This is a genomic window from Chamaesiphon sp., from assembly GCF_041737865.1.
GTDB lineage: Bacteria > Cyanobacteriota > Cyanobacteriia > Cyanobacteriales > Chamaesiphonaceae > Chamaesiphon.
The window spans coordinates 16,985-35,855 of sequence record NZ_JBGSQZ010000299.1; the positions used below are offsets into that span (position 1 = coordinate 16,985).

Consider the following 18,871-nt stretch of genomic DNA (forward strand, 5'->3'; position numbering starts at 1 on the left):
GAGCAGCGAAACCCAACACACTCAACCAAAGTTTCTTTCATCCATTAGACGACATTTATGTCGGCTCAGTCGATCCTCTGGAAAATTGCCCGCTCCTTACCCCTTTGAGTACTCCGCTATGAAACTATTCATCACACCCATCTGTCTACTACTAGGCTTATCTGTCTCCCTGATGCCCACGATCGCCTCAGCTCAATATGACAATAGCACTTTTGGAAATAGTGGCGACAACCGCGATCCCTTCAATCGTGCTAATAGCGGCGATACATCTGGATTGCTCGATCTGATCAACCGAGCACAACTAAACCGCAGTATAAATCCTAATTACAGTAAAGAGCAGCGCGAGCAGCTAAATACAGCTACTGAAGATTTTCGCGCCTCTCAACTACGGGCATTGCGCGAACGGAGCAATAAAACTAATGTAGCTCCAGTCGTTGCACCTAAATAATCGCAATCTACTTCCTTCCCAGTGTCAAATTAGACATCTAGGGTAGAGAGTAAATGGTGAATGGTGAATCATGATGTCTATTTCTTGAGTGGGAAGGGAGTAGTAGCAGTTACCACCGCGCGAAATATCCGAGCAAAATGTTGAATTCCCCCGCTTGTGGTCGATCGGGTAGTAACACTGATAGTAGCAGCGATCGCCGATCCAAATGGCGATCGCGATCGTCATTACTCACATCTTGCACCATTACATAAAAGCTAACGAAATTTGCACCAAACTAGCACTTATTGCCTGAGAACTACCCTCTACTCTCTACCCTCTACCCTCTCAACACTAGCAACTTTGTTCTGATGCAAGATATGAGATCACCGCTGAGTAATCAGAATACTATAAATAAAGAAAGTTAAAATTGCGAAGATCGTTAATCCTAGCAATATGCCACCTGGCAAAAAAGTAACGATTCCAAAACCACGTAGTAAATATAATAAGATACTCAGACCTAGAGTAATGCTAAAAAGATAAGAAAACTTTTGAGTTAACGTCATATAATAACGATCTGGTTGTAAATTTAAGCTGACATTTTAATGAGTCCCGATCGCCAAATCATCTCTTTTGTATCTATCCGCCGTATTGTACTCGGCGTGCTGACACTTTTTATTCTATTCAAGCTAATTTTCTCACTGATCGGCACACTCGATCGACCCCAGATTCAAGGCAAATTCGAGCTGTATCAAACCAATCTCGTGCTAGTAGCATCGGAATGGAAACCTACTAGCGATGACGAGGGATTGGGTGCATTGCAGACATCGATTGTTGGTACAGGTTTGCTCAAATCTGCCACCGAGCAATACGAAAGTGCCCGTGCGAGCGATGTGTCAGCGATCGAGAAACTCAAGGCTAGTCTAGCAGATGCCACAGCTACCGATACCAAGAGTCAACAAGCTCTTAAAGTCCAAACTAATCTAGTCAACCAGACAATTACTTCAGCTCAGACAGAAATCGATAAAATAGACTTGCGGATCGGGATCTTGCAAGCAGCTCGAAAACAACCAGAGCAGGCGATCGCAACTTGGCAAACTATTGCCGATTCTACCAAATCTAGATCTAAAAATATCGCAGCATCATTAATCGATATTTGGCGACAACCATCGGGTATCAATCGAGAGACAGCACCACAGATCGAAGCTGAAATTACCGCTAATTTTGATGGTTGGTTTCGCGATCGAGTCTCACAGCAATTATATACAGATTTGGGCGATCGCACTAAACTAGCACAACTCGATCTGACAGAACAAATAAAATCTAAAAATGCTTTAATTCAATTAGCCCTAATTACAATCCCCCGCGTAGTAATTGCGATCGCTGGTATCGGTTTGATTATATTTTTCACGATTAGATTTACGATTGAGAGCGTTCAGAAACGAGCAGATCGATTATCCTCAGCCATTATTTTAGAAACTATCGATACTTGGGAAACTCCCTGGGATTGGGAGATTGTCTGGCAAGTATTTGTCCTCGGCTTCTTTTTCGTCGGACAGTTTTTACTTCCGGTTGTGTTTAGTGCATTTATCAATCCAGGTACACTAACTACTAGAGGACAAGGAATCTATGTATTTAGTAGCTATGCCTTGATGTCTGTACTGGCGATTAGTGTACTATATTTTTCGATTAAATCTTACTTTCCATTAGCTCCAGATTGGTTTAAATTTAACTGGAAATCTAATTGGCTGCTGTGGGGAATTGGCGGTTATTTAGTCGCGACACCGATCGTCATTGTGGTGTCATTAGTCAACGATAAGATTTGGCAGGGACAAGGTGGTAGTAATCCACTGCTTCAAATTGTCCTAGAAGGAAAAGACTCGATCGCGCTATGGCTGTTCTTTGCCACTGCGGCGATCGCTGCACCACTATTTGAGGAATTCTTATTTCGGGGATTTCTGCTACCTTCCTTGACTCGCTATCTACCTACCTGGGGTGCGATCGGCGTTAGTGGTTTATTGTTTGGCGTTGCCCATCTGAGCTTATCAGAAATTCTGCCATTAACAACACTCGGTATTATCTTGGGCGTAGTCTATGTTCGTACTCGCAATTTATTAGCCCCAATGTTGTTGCATAGTCTTTGGAATAGCAGTACTTTAGTTAGCTTATTTATCTTAGGCGGTGGTAATTAGTTGATAGTTGATAGTTGATAGTTGACAGTGGGCAATGTTCACCAGATAGGTTGCAGACATAATCTATCCGATAAATAATTGCATCTCTCGATACTTATTACTTCAATAAGTATCGAGAGATGCTAAATTATGGGGCGTTGCTAAATTGATGTACGATCGTGAATGTTTAAAACCAATCTAGCCCCAAGTCCCCAAGTCCCTACAGCAATCGAGCAACGCCAATTAGGGCTTACTCGGAGCGCGATCGTCTTCTGGCGACTTAACTTGAAGCTCATAAGTAGTTTGGACTTGAGCCTTAGGTTTCATTTTGCCAGCAAACTTCCATCGTAGGTAATTATAAGCAGTCGCAGGTGCTGCTTCGCCACCCACCATTGGTTTAGCAACAAACGTTTTGCCACCATCGATACTAAATAATAATTGAGCACCATCAACCGCTGTGGCTGAATCTTTAATATAATTAGTTCCCCTCGGAATTGGTTGTTTGAGGACGAGATTTCTAAGCGAACAACGACTATTATTTTTAGCGATAACTGTATATTTAATAATATCTCCAGGCTTAACTGATGCTTTACCAGCAATGGGTTGGTAGACAGTTTTGCGATCTTGCACCACTTTTTTATCAGCTTTAAGAGTCAGAGCAACCCGCTGGGTTATCGGTTGGGGATCTACACAAGCCAAGATCTTTTGCGGTCGAGCAGCTACGGAAAATTGAGAGATAATCAATGTAGCCACGATCGTACCAGTGCTACTTAGAATGACGATCGGGTTGGACATGGCGATGTTTGACTAAACGGGATAGATATAGGCTCAAGACGATCGAACAGTGATAAAGTTGCTTCATTAACTGTTGCTACATGATGTAAATTTATCGGCGTGGCTCCAGTAGCGGTTGAATCTGATATTCTAGAGACACGCACTTCGCGATGATTCTTCTCGAATAGACGTTGTGCCAACGATCGAACATCAACATATAGACAATGACACTAGACTGGATCGCTCCCGCCGAACGCCTCCAATCACTCCCCCAATACGTATTTGCTCGGTTGGAAGAACTCAAAGCCAATGCCCGCAGTCAGGGAGTAGATCTGATTGATTTAGGCATGGGTAATCCCGATGGTGCTGCGCCAGCACCTGTAATTGCCGCTGCCAAGGATGCCTTGGAGGAAGCCAGCAATCATGGTTATCCTCCATTTGAAGGGACTGCCAACTTTCGAGGCGCGATCGCCAAATGGTATCATCGTCGCTATGGTGTTACCCTCGACCCCAATAGCGAGGCTCTACCCTTGCTCGGCTCCAAGGAAGGCTTGGGACACCTAGCTCTAGCTTACATCAATCCTGGCGATACAGTCTTAGTACCCAGCCCTGCCTATCCCGTTCACTTTCGGGGACCAGCGATCGCAGGTGCTAAAATCCATAACATCATCCTCAAACCAGAAAATGATTGGGAAATCGACCTCAACGATATTCCTGAAGATGTCGCCCGTAAAGCCAAAATTTTGTTCTTCAACTATCCCAGCAATCCCACCGGAGCAACTGCGTCTCGCTCCTTCTTTGAAGATGTCGTCGCCTTTGCTCATGAATACAAGATTTTATTAGTTCACGATCTCTGCTACGCCGAACTCGCCTTCGATGGCTACAAGCCCACCAGTCTGCTAGAAATTCCTGGTGCCAAGGAGATCGGTGTCGAGTTCCATACTCTCTCCAAAACCTATAATATGGCGGGCTGGCGTGTCGGCTTTGTCGTTGGCAATAGTCAGATCATCCAAGGACTCCGTACCCTCAAAACTAACCTCGATTACGGGATTTTTGCAGCCATCCAAACGGCTGCTCAGACTGCACTAGAACTACCCGACGAATATGTTACCAAAGTGCAATTACGTTACCGCGAACGTCGTGACTTTATGATTCAGGGGTTAGCAAAATTGGGTTGGAAAATCAAACCCACTAAAGCAACCATGTATCTGTGGATTCCCTGTGCTGTCGGTTGGAATTCTACCGATTTTGCATTGATGGTACTCCAAAAAACTGGTGTCGTTTTCACGCCTGGAAATGCCTTTGGGATTGGCGGCGAAGGATATGTCAGAATCAGTCTGATCGCCGATCTCGACAGGTTGGGCGAAGCAATTCAACGACTCACATCTGCCGGAATTCGCTATGAGTAAGAGATCGGCTGAGAATCGGTATTCATAAATTACCCCGACTCTAAATTTTGAGCTTACCAAATATCGAACCGTTGGAATACTTAATCACGATCGAGTTCTGCGATCGGTAAACTTGAAATATGTTAAACCAACCTGTTTGGGAGAAAGAACTAAGTAATGTCTTTACCTTAATTGAATATCCACAGACATCTAATGCACCGTACTGTCTAATTATCGGTGGAGATAAATCTGGAGCAGGTTCAGCTAAAACTCTATCAATTTTTTTCCAAACTTGGGGAATCGAGCGAGAAACCATTACCAATCTCCAATGCTCGATCGTTTTCCAAGCCGTACTCGAAGTTGGAATCGTCGATGAGATGTCTGGATTTACTTTTAAGGATGCCCTAGCATGGGCTAGTGATTAGTTGCCGTGCAGCTAACTTGGCGTACCAATTCCTAAAATCTAGGGTAGGAGCAATTCATAAGTTGCCCCTACCCGATGTGATGTTTGCGATTGCTATAATTTCTATTAGCGGAACCGATCGGGATTCAATTTTTTGGCATCGCCGATAGTTGAGTTGGGAGTTGCGCTAGGAGCGCGTAACTGAGTCGCAGTACCACCATCTTTTGTCGATAAAAACGGACGAAGATCGATACTATCTCTATTTCTTGGTGCTGGCTGAAAGTTAGGACTATTACCGCCTAGATTGCCGAAACCACTGTTTCCACCACCAGCAAAGGTATTTACACCAGTGGTTCTTTGTCCGCTATCTGCCATTGTGAGATTGCGAAAGACTGAATCTCTAGTCGCGATCGCATCTTGTCCGCGTGGTACGGTAAATACCAGCCGACATTCACTATCTCGTTCGGTCGTTACACAGACAGTATCATACTGATTTTTGACATCGGTTCGCAGTTCTTTGAGTCCATCACGGCGGTATTCTTCCAATCTCCGCGCGATTTCGGTACAGCGTTTTCCGGCATTCCAATTGCTCCCCATCGTGCTGGGAACTGCCCACGCATATCTTTCTCCAGGTCGATCGATCGGGCGATAAGTGACGGTAGACTCATTGTTCATCGATTCACACATGAAGCGGACTTGATTTCCACCCGATGGCACGCTTGTCTGGGGCGTAGGCGGGCCATATTGTGCCCCAACGCTACTTGCTGTCAACACAGCACCTAAGACTGCCCAGCTCCAAATTTTGAGGGATGTTTTCATAGGTTTAATTTCACTCAGGGGCGAGGTTTTAATGCGGGTATTTGAATGTTTAATTCTTATCTATCAAGACAAAGGATCGATGGGAAAAGTTCCATCTTGATGTGTCGATCGCTTACAGCCTGAATCGTAGTTTCTCCTGTTGGAAAACTTACAGTAGTTAGACGTAAGCGTAAAGCTCAGGCTCCGCCAACGAGACAGGCGGGCTTTGCAACACTAGCAGCGGTTTACGGCGCGCGCTCTGGAGGTTCCCTCCAGGTCTAGCGCGACAAGACACAATCCCTGACGAACCGAACCGGATGGGAAGACTAGGGATGTACCAGCTTCACTTTCGCACAGTCGTCCAAAATTTATAACAATTTTTCTAGCCGTTTACGCATTGCTTCGAGATCGATATCATTACTAACTTCATCCTGTGGTAACTGTTTTTTCCCATCTGGTTGCCAATCCGTTTCTTCTAAACTCTGAGTAGGTGGCGTTACCAACATTTCAGCAGTGACGAGGATGCAGTCATAGTCAGAATCTTGACAAAATTCTTCGATTTCTTCAGGATCTATCCCTTCTATCGTCGGTTTAGGAAAATCTTCCGCTTCCAATTGATCGGCATAACGCACTGCATCATCCTCTTGTTCAAACATTAAAATCACATTTCGATCGCCAACCTGAGTTGAATAAATCCCCTCATTATCAGTTCGCGCATTAAATAATAAGACAAAAACACTCATGGAATTTGTGGTTAGCTATGTGTTATTAGTCCGATCGCTAGCTATGAGACTATTCTCCCATAATAAGCTGGAATGGGATGCTGGGGATCGCTTTGGTTATTTAACCACGCCCAAAGTCGATCGCCGATCGAAAAATGCCAAGCTACAAGACTATTCTTCCATAATAAGCTGGAATGGGATGCTGGGGATCGCTTTGGTTATTTAACCACGCCCAAAGTTGATCGCCGATCGAAAAATGCCACCACTCATGGGGATGTCGAATCAATCCAGCAGCAGTCATAACTCGATCGAGTAGTTGGCGATTGTGGTGATATTCTTGCTCTACTGGATCGTCAGAGTTGGCAAAATATCCAGGTTGCGATCGATCAGACATTTCATCGATCGGCGAACCCATATTAACTAAGTTACCACGCTCATCGATTAGTGTCAGATCGATCGCCGCTCCCGTGCTGTGCGGCGGCGGTGTCAACAGATCGAAACTCGGAATCGCCCAAATTTGATAGACATCTTGCCAGATTTGCGCTGTATGTACGTCTGAGAGTCGCGCTAAATCTAACTTCCGTTGAGCGACTGTCTGGCGAAAAGTATAATCCACCATGTACTGTTGCACTTCGACGGGACGATAAGCATCAAAAATCTGGAGCCGCCAATCAGGATGTAATTGCTGCAATCGCGCTTGTGCTTGAATAACGCGATCGAGTACTCCCTGACGGAGATAATAAGGCGAGCTACCATTGTAATCTGCTCCACATTTAAGATATGGATGTGGTGTTTCGATCGCAAATAACTCTAATGGAATTGCCACTAGTGGTTCGCCACATTCTTGGATTGGGATTTGACGATAGGGTTTCATGCGGGGCTGGGTTAAACAGTTGACAATTGACAGCGGTAAATCGGGATTGATTTTAATCCAAAATCAGTCTGGGCTAGAGACTTCAGGGACGGGATCGTAGCCACCAGGGTGGAAGGGATGACAGCGACAAATCCGCATGGTAGCTAAATAACTACCTCGGATCGCCCCAAATCGATCGATCGCGTCGATCGCATATTGGGAGCAAGTCGGTGTAAATCGACAACTTGGGGGAAATAATGGAGAAATGAATCGTCGATAACCTTGGATCGATCGAATTAAACTTTTTTTCATGACATCATTGAACCTCCGGCGAAAGTAATTGAAGATTGGTTTGTACTCGAAACTTGAGCCGATTCGTCAAATTAAGTTTTTTTGAACTATTCTCACTGTACAACTACCCTCTACCCTCTACCCTCAGCGACTCCCGATCCCAAGCATTCTAATAACTTTCATCGATCCAAATGCAAATATTTTTCGCCGAATCTAGTTTATGGTTACGAATTGCTACAGTTCCAGTATATGTTGGGGCGATTGTACTGATTTCCGAACTTTTACATCGCTACACAGATACCAATCCCGAACAAGTCCGCAAAGTAGTCCATATCGGCACGGGTAATGTCATTATCCTGGCGTGGCTGCTCCAGTTACCTGCTTGGGTGGGGATTAGCTCTGGAGTTTTGGCGGGGATAGTGACACTGGTTTCTTATCGTTTACCTATTTTACCAGGCGTAAATAGTGTCGGGCGCAAGAGTTTGGGCACATTTTTTTATGCGGTAAGTATTGGAATCTTGACAGCGGTGTTTTGGAATCTAAATCTCCCCCACTATGGCGTCATCGGTATTTTAATTATGGCTTGGGGCGATGGATTGGCAGCGATTATCGGACAGAGATTTGGCAAACATCCTTATACTATTTTCAGCAATACCAAAAGCTGGGAAGGGACATTGACGATGTTAGTGGTGAGTTATGCGATCGTGTCGATCGTCTTATTGAGCGTCAATGGTAATATTTGGCAAACTTGGGTAGTGGGGATACCAGTGGCAATTGTCGCTACTGGTGTAGAATCGATCGCGCAATGGGGTTTAGATAATCTTACCGTTCCACTCACCAGTGCGGGTTTAGCATTTTTGGTAGATCGATTTCTGAGCAATGCCCCTCTGGGATAGCTTATTGACGATCGAAATGAAAGATCGGCGCGCGGGTGTCAAACGGCAACCTTCCGCCTTCTGGCAATAAGAACGCATGAGCGCGGCGCACAGTCAAATAGTCGCACTCACCATCGGTAATAATCAAGATCGGTGCATCTTTGGGAAAATCAGTCGCCGACTCTAGTCGCTCGATCGCGGGCATCAATACTGTACCACCCCGACCTTTGACTGCGACGGTTTCTAACAATCGCTCTGACTCGACATAGCCCATATCGTGAATCCCCGCATCGCATTGGATTACCCGTACCTGAGGTACTTCTCGACTCAGCGCGTAACTGGCGATCGCTCCCAATCCTCGTGCTAGAGTGGGACTATCCATCGAGCCAGAGGTATCCAACACTACCCCAAAAGTTCGCGCTGCTAGTAGCTCTAGCGGTTTGATATACACAGCACGGGGAATATCGGGAGTAGCAGACTGACGGCGACTCGCACGCGCAAAACTCCGCCGTGCGGCAATCGGTGGAAAGTAATTATCTAGCCATTGTCCGAGTTGGACATCCCACGGAATCGGCGGCTGTAAGATCGACTTAATCTCCTCGATTAGATCCCCAGGCAAAAAACCGCGCTGAACCTGCACCATATGCAAATCTAACCCATCAGCAAGGGCGCGACGATAAAAAGTATCCAGATCGCAACCTACGCCCGTCCACCACGAGGGAGGCTTGTCTCCGAGCATGTCGCTTTTGCCAATCCCGCGCAGGGTGCGTTCCTTTTTCAATCGACGCATCAGGCGCAGATCTTTGACAATGCGATCGTACAAAGCCTCAGCGGATTCATGCTCGAATCCCAATCCCAGATCCAGCATCAGCGATGGCGTGGGTATTTCACCGATGCCCATCTCTACCAGCCAAGCATTTATCACATAATCACAGGCAATATTCCACAAAAACGGATCGCGCCCTTGTTGTCGCGCCTCATGGCGCAAGCCCACATGTAGGAGTTCGTGCGCCATCACAAACTGAAGCTGGGGATAAGTCCAGGGGAATTTGGGATTGATATAGATCCGTTGGATTTCGGTATTGACAGCAGCCAAGGAAATATCAATCTGCTGGCACAAATCGGCATCTTCAACGATCTCAAAAGCTGCCGCGAGAGAGGCGAGCAGCGGATAGTTCGCCACAAACCACCGCCGCGCTCTTTCAGCTAGAGAATTTGGGTTGCGTTCTTTACTTCGAGATCGATCTCCCGCAGTTTCTACCGCTTGAATCACTGCATTCCGAATCCCCTTCGCAAAAGCATCACTATGCTGTTTGCGAATCGCTGCAATCAAGGGTTGGACATCTTGATGAATCCAACTATGCTGCCCACCGCCAGCAGTACTCGGATTGCCATATTTTAACCGCGCAGCGACGAGATCGGCTCCCAATAAATCGGCGAGATCTTTCAGGTTTTGGGCTGGTAGCGGCAATCCTGGCACATGAATCGCTGTCCCGATGGCGATCTGTGCCAGCCAATCTACCGCAATTAGTTCGCAGGCAAACCGCCAGGGTTCATCACTCCGCACCGGATCGATATGGTTGAGAGCAATGTGCAAATGACATTGGGCGATCGCATAAGCCCACTCGCCCGCAGTGGCTTGGTGTCTGGGATTTAACTCGATCGATAAGCTCGATTTGACGAGAATTCGGGCAAAACCACCGCGAGCAAAGTTTTCACCATAAGTGATACTGGCGAAGCTATTAATAAAAGAGAAAATCGGATGGTGGTGGACGATGCCTAATCCGGCTTGAATCGCCGCAATATTAGCTGGAGGGATGCGTTTTTGACTCATATCGAGATGGGTGCAGATTGCTACTTTTGCATTGCCAATCGTGGCAGTGCGCGGGCTAACTCGATCGTGTACCAAGCTGGTAGGGTGGCACCACTTTCAGTTTCGGTAACGACTAACTGAGCCAGTTCCGTCGAAATTCGGGCGAGGGAAACGATTAACTCTTTACAGCGGTTGGCTAACTCGCGGGTTTCTTTGCGGACTTTTGATTCATCTTCAGGTAGTTCCTTAATCAGTCGATCGCGTAACTGTTGCGTCATAAAATAGAGAATGTCCCGCTCTTCGGGTTTTTCTGGCCAACTAGCATCGCCTTTGACAATAGCTGACAAATCGTGGGCGCGTTCTCGCAACTTGACAAATGCCACAAACTGTTGAGCGTGGCTCGGAGTCAGGAGTCCAGTTGCAATGGTTTGGATATCCTCCAGAGTTGCTGAGTTGCCATAGGAAGTAAGTGCCCGCGATAGCATTTCCCAAGCGCGGGGAGTCGAAAAAGTCTCCTCATGCTTGGGAGGTTTCGACCACAGATGGTCGGAGCGATTGCTAATGTAGGAGACTACTAGCTCGTGAATATCGGCACTCCCTGCCCATTTTAGCCAGTCCTTAGCCGATACCCGTAGTTGAACGTGGAGCAGTCGATTGATGAGCGCGGAAGAGAGCGGACGAGTAATCGCCGCATCTTCAGCCCGATTCCCCGCTCCAATCACGATCGTGCCTGGGGGCAGATGATATTCCCCAATCCGGCGATCGAGAATTAGCGAGTAAAAAGCTTTCTGGACTTCTTGCGAACAGGCATTGAGTTCGTCTAAAAATAGGCAATAAGCTCTGTCTTGAGCGATTGTCGTGGGCGGACAAAATCTAGATTTACCATCGACAATCTGGGGTACGCCGATAATATCTTCTGGGGCTAGTTGCGAACCCAATAACGAGATACAAGGCAAACCGACAGATTCAGCAAAATCTTTAACTAGTGCTGATTTGCCAATTCCAGGTGGCCCCCAAATGAATACAGGTAAAACCGTCGCGACATTGAGCAAGAAGGGCGTGAGTTGAGATGGAGTCAGACTAGGAGCAGATTGCATAACGATCGAGTCTTTTAGCTATTGTAACGAACTCCAAAATTTGGCAAATGGTTGGCGATATCTACTGGGAATAGAATATCTCGAAATCTTGAAGGAGTATTGCCGCTTCAGGATTCTCCCCCTCCTCACCTTTTTTATACATTCCCAAGATCGCGTATAAAAGCACCAATCCCTCGTAAAATAGACAAAGACAAAGATCTTATCTAGAGATTGTCTCTCCATCTTCTAGCACCAAATGACTAGTAACCAGGACTCTTCAACCATTACCTTCGATCTAGTCGCTTATCTCACCGAGCGTCAGCCCCAGATCGAAGCAGCCTTAGACGCCGCGATTCGCCCTGGCTATCCAGACACCATCTATGAGGCGATGAGATACTCATTACTAGCTGGTGGTAAACGATTGCGCCCGATGTTGTGCCTTGCTAGCTGCGAACTGATTGGCGGTAGTACCGATCTAGTCATGCCGATGGCTTGCGCCTTAGAGATGGTGCATACCATGTCACTGATCCACGATGATTTACCCGCGATGGATAATGATGATTATCGACGGGGTAAGCTGACAAATCATAAAGTATATGGGGAAGATATCGCGATCCTCGCTGGAGACGGATTACTTGCTTATTCATTTGAGTATGTCGCTACCCAGACTCAGGGCGTTAGTGCTGACAGGGTGCTCAAAGCAATCGCTCATTTAGCCAGAGCTGCGAGTGCCAATGGTTTAGTCGGCGGACAAGTAGTCGATCTCGAATCAGAAGGCAAGTCAGATATATCTGTAGAAACACTCACCTACATCCACAATCACAAAACAGGTGCCCTCCTCAAATCCTGTGTCGTCTGTGGGGCGATTTTGGCTGGAGCAACCGAATCAGAAATCGAGAAGCTAGCTAAATTCGCTCACAATATCGGTTTAGCCTTCCAGATTATCGATGATATACTCGATATCACCGCCACTCAAGCAGAACTCGGCAAGACAGCAGGTAAAGATCTCGAAGCTCAAAAAGCTACTTATCCCAAACTCTGGGGACTAGCAGAATCCAAACGTCAAGCTGATAAACTAGTAGCTGAAGCTAAAGCTATTTTGAATGAGTTTGGCGATCGAGCCAGACCACTTCAAGCCTTAGCTGATTATATTACCGATCGGAAAAATTAATTCAGTTGTCAGCAATTCGATCCACGCTCCAGCGGTTAATTTCGATTGACAGCCCAGTTACCTACCCATCAAAGCAGTTTGCACCAACTCCAAAAAGTTTAAACCCAATAGTATTTAAATGCTAACTGTTAAATATTGCTTCAGTTATTTCCTCGCTGGAGGTCATTTTCATGGTTAGTAAAGCAGCACCTTTCATCAACGAGATCGGTCAAATTCTAGACAACCGGATTTTACTAGTGGCAATTGCTGCTTGTCTGATCGCTCAAGTTCTCAAACTGATTATCGATCTGATTCAAAATGGTAAATTTAGTGCCAAAGTCTTGACGACTACAGGGGGGATGCCTAGTGCACATTCTGCTCTAGTTACAGCATTGGCTGCTGGAGTAGGCGAAAATTTGGGCTGGAAGAGTGCCGAGTTTGCGATCGCGACAATATTTGCGATCGTCGTGATGTATGATGCTGCTGGAGTACGTCAAGCAGCAGGCAAACAAGCCCGCATTCTCAATCAAATGATCGAAGAATTATTCTCCGAAGATCATAAGTTCAACGAAGTAAAACTCAAAGAATTGTTAGGACATACTCCCGTTCAAGTCATTGCTGGTTCGGTGTTAGGCATCGCAGTTAATTGGCTATTTGCAGCGATTCAATAAATCGCGATCGTCAGGCGCGGTTATCGCTCCTTGACAAAGATAGCCAGGGCAATTCTCGAACTTGTCAACTGGATTATCCATAAATACCGCCCAAAAACTACACTCGATCGGTCGAGATCGGTAACAAGGTTGACTGAAATTAAATTTGACAACAGCCATCTTTTTGCGGTATAGATATAAGAACAGCTTTCCCAGCACATGGCGTAACCAATTCAGGACGAGTATCGAACGGGAAGTTAGTTTCAATTAAGCATTAAAACAATTAAATCTTTATCTATGACTCAGCAAGTGCTTCACCCGATGGTGAAAATGCAACGTCAAGTACAATCTTTGGTAGCGTCCAAGATTCTCAGTCCGAGCGATCGAATTTGGAAGATTGCCTTCCTCTATGGTGACAAATGGCAATACTGGAAAAATGAATTACTAGATTTTGGATTTACCCTCCAAGATCCCGTCAGCGAATTAATTGAAGTCGAAGCTTGGGACGAGGATTAATTGATAGTTGATAGTTGATAGTTGATAATTGGGTGATTAGGGTATTGGGCGGGAAACCCGTCCAGTTAGGGATTTCAACATCGAAGCCATAGCTTCTGTTCTTCGTCGAGCGCATTAAACTGAATTTTACTTTATTTACTGAGCGTTCTAGCTCGATCGAGCTAACGTTACCTTGCTGTTGGTAAAGGATTTTATTTGAAATAATGAAGAGGATCGAAGCAAAGATCGATCCTCCAATCCCCACCCTAACAATCCAATTATCAATTATCAATTATCATCGCGCCTTGCATGTCTACAGTCAAAGAGTGCGCTACCGCGATGACATCATGCGTTGCCCAAGCTTCAGTCATGGCTGTAGCGACAGCTTCAGAGCATTCGGTACGACTCAAAGCGAGTAGAGTCGGCCCCGCACCACTGATGACCATGCCATAGCCGCCAGCGGCGATTACGGCTTGCTCCACATCAGTATAGCCAGGAATTAGTTTTTGACGATAGGGTTGGTGGATGCGATCGGTCAGTGCAGCCGTCAACCAAGCTGCATTACCCGTCTCTAAGCCACGGATCGCCAAACCCAAATGAGCGGTATTAAAAATCGCATCAGCGCGACTATATTCAGTCGGTAAGACACTCCGAGCCTCTGCTGTCGATAGTTCAAAATTGGGGATGGCAACGACAGGCACGATCGTATCATGCCAAGGAATGTCCGCGATCGCCCACCCACTCGCAGATGTAGCTGCCAACTGACAACCACCAATCAAAGCAGGTACGACATTATCTGGGTGTCCTTCCATTTCGATCGCTAGTTGCATTATTTCTGCTGGGGACAGGGGGTTTCCAGCTAGATCGTTGGCACCGAGTAAGCCACCAACGATCGCAGTTGCCGAACTACCTAGTCCCCTTGCTAGCGGGACACCTAGCCTAATTTCAAGCTGAATCACTGGTGGGGTGCGATCGATTCTACCATACAGTTTCAGGAAAGCTTGATAGGCAAGATTGGTGGCATCGGTATTGACTCTAGCCGCTTCCAATCCTTGCACAGCGATAACTAAAGTTTCGGTCTCGATCGGTGTGAAGGTAAACTCGTTGTATAGGCTCAGTGCAGCACCGATACAGTCAAAGCCCGATCCTAAGTTAGCAGTGGTAGCAGGTACGCGAATCATGGGTAAAAGGTAGAGGGTAGAGGGTAGGCTTTAGGTATTAGGTGTTAGGTGTTAGGTGTTAGGTGTTAGGTGTTAGGTGTTAGGCGTTAGATCCCAACAAGCTTAAAGCTTAAAGCCTAAAGCCTAATCCCTAAACTGTAAGTTAGCTAACAGTAATTGTAATTGAGACGGGCTATCGTGTGAGATGTAAATGAATGTCACAAAATACAAAGTCTTTTAAATCAGAGATCGAAATAATGGTGCGAATAGATTATAAAGTGTTAGTGTATAGTTAGTCACAAAAAGGTGAGGTAGCTATCATTATTCCTTGCGGATAATCATTGGCAAAATCTGCAATCAAAACTATAGAGTAGTGGACGCAGCCTAGTCAGCATAGTGGGCAAAATTCGCTTCAGCGGAAACATTGGTTTCCACAATTCTACCGATCTCAACCTTGAATCCAATATCATATCCAGTGGGAGATGCTTATGAAGCTTGTGCTCCAGAGTAAGAACATCGACATTACCGATGCCATCCGCGACTACGTAAATCAAAAAATCGAAAAGGCAGTCAGCCATTTTGAACAACTTACAACCGAGATCGATATTAATCTATCAGTTGCTAAAAATCCTCGGATTGCTGCATCACAAGTAGCTGAAGTAACAATTTATGCCAACGGTACCACGATCCGTGCCGAAGAAGCCAGCGAAGATTTGTATGCAAGTATCGACTTAGTTGCCGACAAAATATCTCGCCAGTTACGTAAGTATAAAGAGCGCAATTTTACCAAGAAGGATCGAACAGATTTATCAAAGGATCTAGGAGAACTAGATTTAGATTTGGAACTATTAGATTATAATCTCACAGACAACCGAGCGGCAACATTACCCGCAGAGGTGGTTCGGACGAAATACTTTGCAATGTCTGCACTGACGATCGAAGAAGCTGTAGCCCAATTGCAACTAGTCGATCATGATTTCTACATGTATCGCAGTGCCGAAACTGGAGAAGTAAATGTCGTTTATCGCCGCAATCATGGGGGTTTCGGGGTAATTCAACCTCGCCCTGGTGCCAATGAGATCAATGGTCATAGCAGTACTGGAAAAGTACCTACCCAAGTCAAGGCTGTATAGCTGACTCGAGAGCTAATGTTCGCACGCTAAAGAACTACCATAAATGTTTTAAACCTCACACAGGAGGATCTAGTCCAGATCCTTCTGTTTTTTGGATTTTTAGTCGATCCGGCGTGGGCTAAAATAGACATACTCAATAGGGACGCCCCTAAACTGCCAAGCTCTATCACCCCCAGCCTCTAAATGTCTTCTCAGCCACCAAAAAAGACACTCCTGGCACAACTCACCCAAGCCATCAACCGGACAAAAGTTAACTTTACCCGATTGGCACTCAAACCCAACGCCAGAGTCCCAAAACTGCTAGTTCAAGATGCTGATGCCCCGCAGCCTGATACTTTTCCACTGCTGGGGGAGAAATACGTATTGGGGCGGAGTTCCCAATCCTGCGATATCGTGGTTCGCAATGAAGTTGTCAGTCAAGTACATTTATCATTGAGCCGAGACAGAAAGCAAGGTACGAGCTTTTTGCTCAAAGATGAAGGTTCGACAAATGGCATCTATCGCGGCAAAAAACGGGTCGATCGAATTACACTCAGAAATGGCGATACCTTTACACTCGGCCCACCAGAACTCAAAGCAGCAGTCAAAATTACTTATCTCGATCCACCGCCTGTCTACCTCCAATTCCTCCGGTATGGATTGTATGGTGTGGGGAGTCTGTTCGGTCTGTTATTAGTAGCAATCCTGGCAGAGTCAACCAAGATCGCTGTCAATCCACTTCCAGATGCCAATGGGCCAGTGATGGTATACGCTGAAGACCTAGTAGAACCCTTGCGTCCGCCCAAAGTAGGCGCACACAGAGATCTAGCAAATCTGAGCGATTTTTCTAACTATCTTCCTAAAGCTCTGATTGCATCCGAAGATAGTCGCTTTTATTGGCATTTTGGCATCGATCCGTGGGGTGTAGGACGGGCGATCGTCGTCGGACGCCAAAAAGGTAAACTAACTCAGGGTGCTAGTACGCTGACTCAGCAGGTAGCGCGGAGTTTATTTCGATCGTATGTCGGCAGTGAGGACAATCTCCCCCGCAAAATGCGCGAAGCCGTCGTCGCGCTCAAGTTAGAGGCTACATATAGTAAAGATAAAATTTTACTTACCTATCTCAATCGGGTATTTCTGGGCGATGACGCGCATGGATTTGAGGATGCCTCACAGCACTATCTAGGCAAATCCGCACGCGATCTGACGCTCCCCGAAGCAGCAATGTTAGTCGGAATTCTGCCTGGGCCAAATATCTTCAATCCTTGTGTAGAAGATAAGCAGGGACGTAAAGGCATGAAAGCGATCGAGCGGCGCAATTTAGTTCTCACCAGAATGCTTGAAACAGGCGCAATTACCTCAGCAGAAGCTAGAGAAGCCCGTAGATCGACGATGAATTATCGAGCAGAAGCCTGTGCTCCGAGTAGCAATACCAAAGCCCCCTATCTGTATAGCTACGTATTTCAGGAACTCCAGGAAATTTTGGGAACTGAGACAGCCAAAGAAGGCAATTTTGCGATCGAAACTGGATTAAACCTCCAAATGCAGGCAAAAGCTGAAGCTGCACTGCGGCGAAATATCGCTGTGGCTGGCAGTAGCTATCGGTTTTCTCAAGGTGGGATCGTCAGCCTCGATAGTCGGACTGGAATTGTCAAAGCAATGGTTGGCGGTGTGGACTATCAAAAAAGTCAATTCAACCGCGCCACAGATGCCCAACGCCAGCCCGGATCGACTTTTAAACTGTTTGGGTATGCGGCGGCGATCGAGGGCGGTATATCGCCGGGAAAGACTTATTCCTGCGATCCATTGTCGTGGGGAGGTAGACGTTTTCCTGGTTGCAATCATGGTGCGATCGGTTCGGCAAATATGTACACCGGATTTACGCTCTCGGAGAACGTGACGGCACTGCGAGTCGCACGCGATATTGGCTTACCCAAAGCGATCGAAACCGCCCAAAAAATGGGAATTAGATCCAAATTAGAGGAGGTTCCAGCCCTGATTTTGGGTCAGAGTGTGGTAAATATCCTCGAAATTACGGGAGCTTATGGTGCGGTTGCCGATCGTGGCATCTGGCATCGCCCCCGCGTCATCAAGCGGGTGTATGATACGAGTAACTGCGATCTCAAGCAAATTCGCACCTGTCGAGTGATGTATGACGCTACCAAAGACCCCCAATCCAAGCGAGTACTAGCGGCTAGCACTGCGGACACATTGACAACGATGATGCGGGGGGTAGTAACTAATGGTACTGGTAAAAATGCCGCGATCGGATTAGGGGAAGTAGGCAAAACTGGCACTACCGATGATAACGTGGATTTGTGGTTCATCGGCTTTATTCCCGAGCGCAATGTAGTTACTGGTGTCTGGTTGGGTAATGATGATAATTCACCCACCCGAGGTAGCAGCGCACAAGCTGCACAATTGTGGGGTAACTATATGGGTTCGGTATATCGATAATTGATAATTGATAATTGATAATCGATTCAGCTTTAAAAGTAGGGGTAATTCATGAATTACCTCTACTTTTAAAGTTATTTTTAGATATTTTTGACAAGTTCTTTGGCTTTCAAACTTGACGATTTGAGTTTGCGTTTGAATGCGATCGCCGAACTTACGGCAGCTAGCGAACCCAGCATAGTCATCGGTTCGGGTACGCTTGTGGGCGAGACAACACGAAAAGCCAGATCGCCGATGAACTTATGTCCAGCAGTTGTCG

At 46.2% G+C, this 18,871-nt stretch carries 20 protein-coding genes; 10 read left to right on the forward strand and 10 right to left on the reverse strand.

Translation table 11 applies throughout. The annotated features are described in order from the left end of the window. The first annotated feature begins 118 nt into the window (after positions 1-118). Positions 119-448, forward strand: a complete 330-nt coding sequence (locus ACEW9J_RS23190; protein ID WP_373547438.1) for a hypothetical protein — start codon at positions 119-121, stop codon at positions 446-448. A gap of 24 nt (positions 449-472) precedes the next feature. On the opposite strand, the gene ACEW9J_RS23195 is transcribed toward ACEW9J_RS23190, so the two are convergent. Then, a complete protein-coding gene (locus ACEW9J_RS23195; RefSeq protein ID WP_373547439.1) occupies positions 473-673 on the reverse strand; it encodes a hypothetical protein in 201 nt (66 codons plus the stop codon). Between the two features lie 356 nt (positions 674-1,029). On the opposite strand from ACEW9J_RS23195, the gene ACEW9J_RS23200 reads away from it, so the two are divergent. Continuing rightward, positions 1,030-2,616, forward strand: a complete 1,587-nt coding sequence (locus ACEW9J_RS23200) for a type II CAAX prenyl endopeptidase Rce1 family protein (protein ID WP_373547440.1) — start codon at positions 1,030-1,032, stop codon at positions 2,614-2,616. A gap of 222 nt (positions 2,617-2,838) precedes the next feature. Here ACEW9J_RS23200 and ACEW9J_RS23205 read toward each other — a convergent pair whose 3' ends face one another. Then, on the reverse strand, positions 2,839-3,390 hold the full coding sequence (locus tag ACEW9J_RS23205) for a hypothetical protein (RefSeq protein WP_373547441.1): 552 nt from the start codon (positions 3,388-3,390) through the stop codon (positions 2,839-2,841). A gap of 203 nt (positions 3,391-3,593) precedes the next feature. On the opposite strand from ACEW9J_RS23205, the gene ACEW9J_RS23210 reads away from it, so the two are divergent. Both ACEW9J_RS23210 and ACEW9J_RS23215 read left to right on the forward strand, forming a co-directional pair. After that, positions 3,594-4,778 carry an aspartate aminotransferase gene (locus ACEW9J_RS23210; protein WP_373547442.1) on the forward strand — a complete coding sequence of 395 codons (1,185 nt, stop codon included), beginning with the start codon at positions 3,594-3,596 and terminating at the stop codon, positions 4,776-4,778. 119 nt (positions 4,779-4,897) lie between these two features. Continuing rightward, complete coding sequence (locus ACEW9J_RS23215; protein ID WP_373547443.1) at positions 4,898-5,182, forward strand: hypothetical protein; 285 nt, start codon at positions 4,898-4,900, stop codon at positions 5,180-5,182. A 104-nt stretch (positions 5,183-5,286) separates the two neighbouring features. Here ACEW9J_RS23215 and ACEW9J_RS23220 read toward each other — a convergent pair whose 3' ends face one another. The 4 genes from ACEW9J_RS23220 to yidD form a co-directional block, all read right to left on the reverse strand. Beyond that, positions 5,287-5,979, reverse strand: a complete 693-nt coding sequence (locus tag ACEW9J_RS23220) for a COP23 domain-containing protein (RefSeq protein ID WP_373547444.1) — start codon at positions 5,977-5,979, stop codon at positions 5,287-5,289. A gap of 347 nt (positions 5,980-6,326) precedes the next feature. After that, positions 6,327-6,701, reverse strand: a complete 375-nt coding sequence (locus ACEW9J_RS23225; RefSeq protein WP_373547445.1) for a DUF3110 domain-containing protein — start codon at positions 6,699-6,701, stop codon at positions 6,327-6,329. A gap of 142 nt (positions 6,702-6,843) precedes the next feature. Next, complete coding sequence (locus tag ACEW9J_RS23230; protein ID WP_373547446.1) at positions 6,844-7,554, reverse strand: M15 family metallopeptidase; 711 nt, start codon at positions 7,552-7,554, stop codon at positions 6,844-6,846. 63 nt (positions 7,555-7,617) lie between these two features. Then, positions 7,618-7,845, reverse strand: coding sequence for a membrane protein insertion efficiency factor YidD (gene yidD, locus ACEW9J_RS23235; protein ID WP_373547447.1), 228 nt, complete (start codon positions 7,843-7,845; stop codon positions 7,618-7,620). Between the two features lie 170 nt (positions 7,846-8,015). Here yidD and ACEW9J_RS23240 point away from each other — a divergent pair, with 170 nt between their 5' ends. Continuing rightward, entirely contained in the window at positions 8,016-8,720 is a 705-nt protein-coding gene (locus ACEW9J_RS23240; RefSeq protein ID WP_373547448.1) for a diacylglycerol/polyprenol kinase family protein, read from the forward strand. Position 8,721: 1 nt separating this feature from the next. Here the strand turns inward: ACEW9J_RS23240 and ACEW9J_RS23245 are convergent, their stop codons facing one another. Together ACEW9J_RS23245 and ACEW9J_RS23250 are read right to left on the reverse strand one after the other, a co-directional pair. After that, positions 8,722-10,533 carry a VWA-like domain-containing protein gene (locus tag ACEW9J_RS23245; RefSeq protein WP_373547449.1) on the reverse strand — a complete coding sequence of 604 codons (1,812 nt, stop codon included), beginning with the start codon at positions 10,531-10,533 and terminating at the stop codon, positions 8,722-8,724. Positions 10,534-10,553: 20 nt separating this feature from the next. After that, the gene (locus ACEW9J_RS23250) at positions 10,554-11,609 is read right to left on the reverse strand and encodes an AAA family ATPase (protein ID WP_373547450.1); all 1,056 of its coding nucleotides are present in this window, start codon (positions 11,607-11,609) and stop codon (positions 10,554-10,556) included. 235 nt (positions 11,610-11,844) lie between these two features. Here ACEW9J_RS23250 and crtE point away from each other — a divergent pair, with 235 nt between their 5' ends. The 3 genes from crtE (at position 11,845) to ACEW9J_RS23265 (ending at position 13,904) form a co-directional block, all read left to right on the forward strand. After that, positions 11,845-12,759, forward strand: coding sequence for a geranylgeranyl diphosphate synthase CrtE (crtE, locus tag ACEW9J_RS23255; RefSeq protein ID WP_373547451.1), 915 nt, complete (start codon positions 11,845-11,847; stop codon positions 12,757-12,759). Between the two features lie 194 nt (positions 12,760-12,953). After that, the gene (locus ACEW9J_RS23260; RefSeq protein WP_373547458.1) at positions 12,954-13,409 is read left to right on the forward strand and encodes a divergent PAP2 family protein; all 456 of its coding nucleotides are present in this window, start codon (positions 12,954-12,956) and stop codon (positions 13,407-13,409) included. Between the two features lie 276 nt (positions 13,410-13,685). Then, positions 13,686-13,904, forward strand: a complete 219-nt coding sequence (locus ACEW9J_RS23265; protein ID WP_373547452.1) for a DUF4327 family protein — start codon at positions 13,686-13,688, stop codon at positions 13,902-13,904. Between the two features lie 260 nt (positions 13,905-14,164). On the opposite strand, the gene thrB is transcribed toward ACEW9J_RS23265, so the two are convergent. Next, entirely contained in the window at positions 14,165-15,064 is a 900-nt protein-coding gene (gene thrB, locus ACEW9J_RS23270; RefSeq protein WP_373547453.1) for a homoserine kinase, read from the reverse strand. A 467-nt stretch (positions 15,065-15,531) separates the two neighbouring features. Between thrB and hpf the strand changes: the two genes are divergently transcribed. After that, positions 15,532-16,176, forward strand: a complete 645-nt coding sequence (gene hpf / locus ACEW9J_RS23275; protein ID WP_373547454.1) for a ribosome hibernation-promoting factor, HPF/YfiA family — start codon at positions 15,532-15,534, stop codon at positions 16,174-16,176. A gap of 183 nt (positions 16,177-16,359) precedes the next feature. Next, on the forward strand, positions 16,360-18,612 hold the full coding sequence (locus ACEW9J_RS23280) for a transglycosylase domain-containing protein (RefSeq protein ID WP_373547455.1): 2,253 nt from the start codon (positions 16,360-16,362) through the stop codon (positions 18,610-18,612). Positions 18,613-18,692: 80 nt separating this feature from the next. Here the strand turns inward: ACEW9J_RS23280 and ACEW9J_RS23285 are convergent, their stop codons facing one another. After that, a complete protein-coding gene (locus ACEW9J_RS23285; protein ID WP_373547459.1) occupies positions 18,693-18,848 on the reverse strand; it encodes a PEP-CTERM sorting domain-containing protein in 156 nt (51 codons plus the stop codon). Between the last annotated feature and the right edge of the window lie 23 nt (positions 18,849-18,871).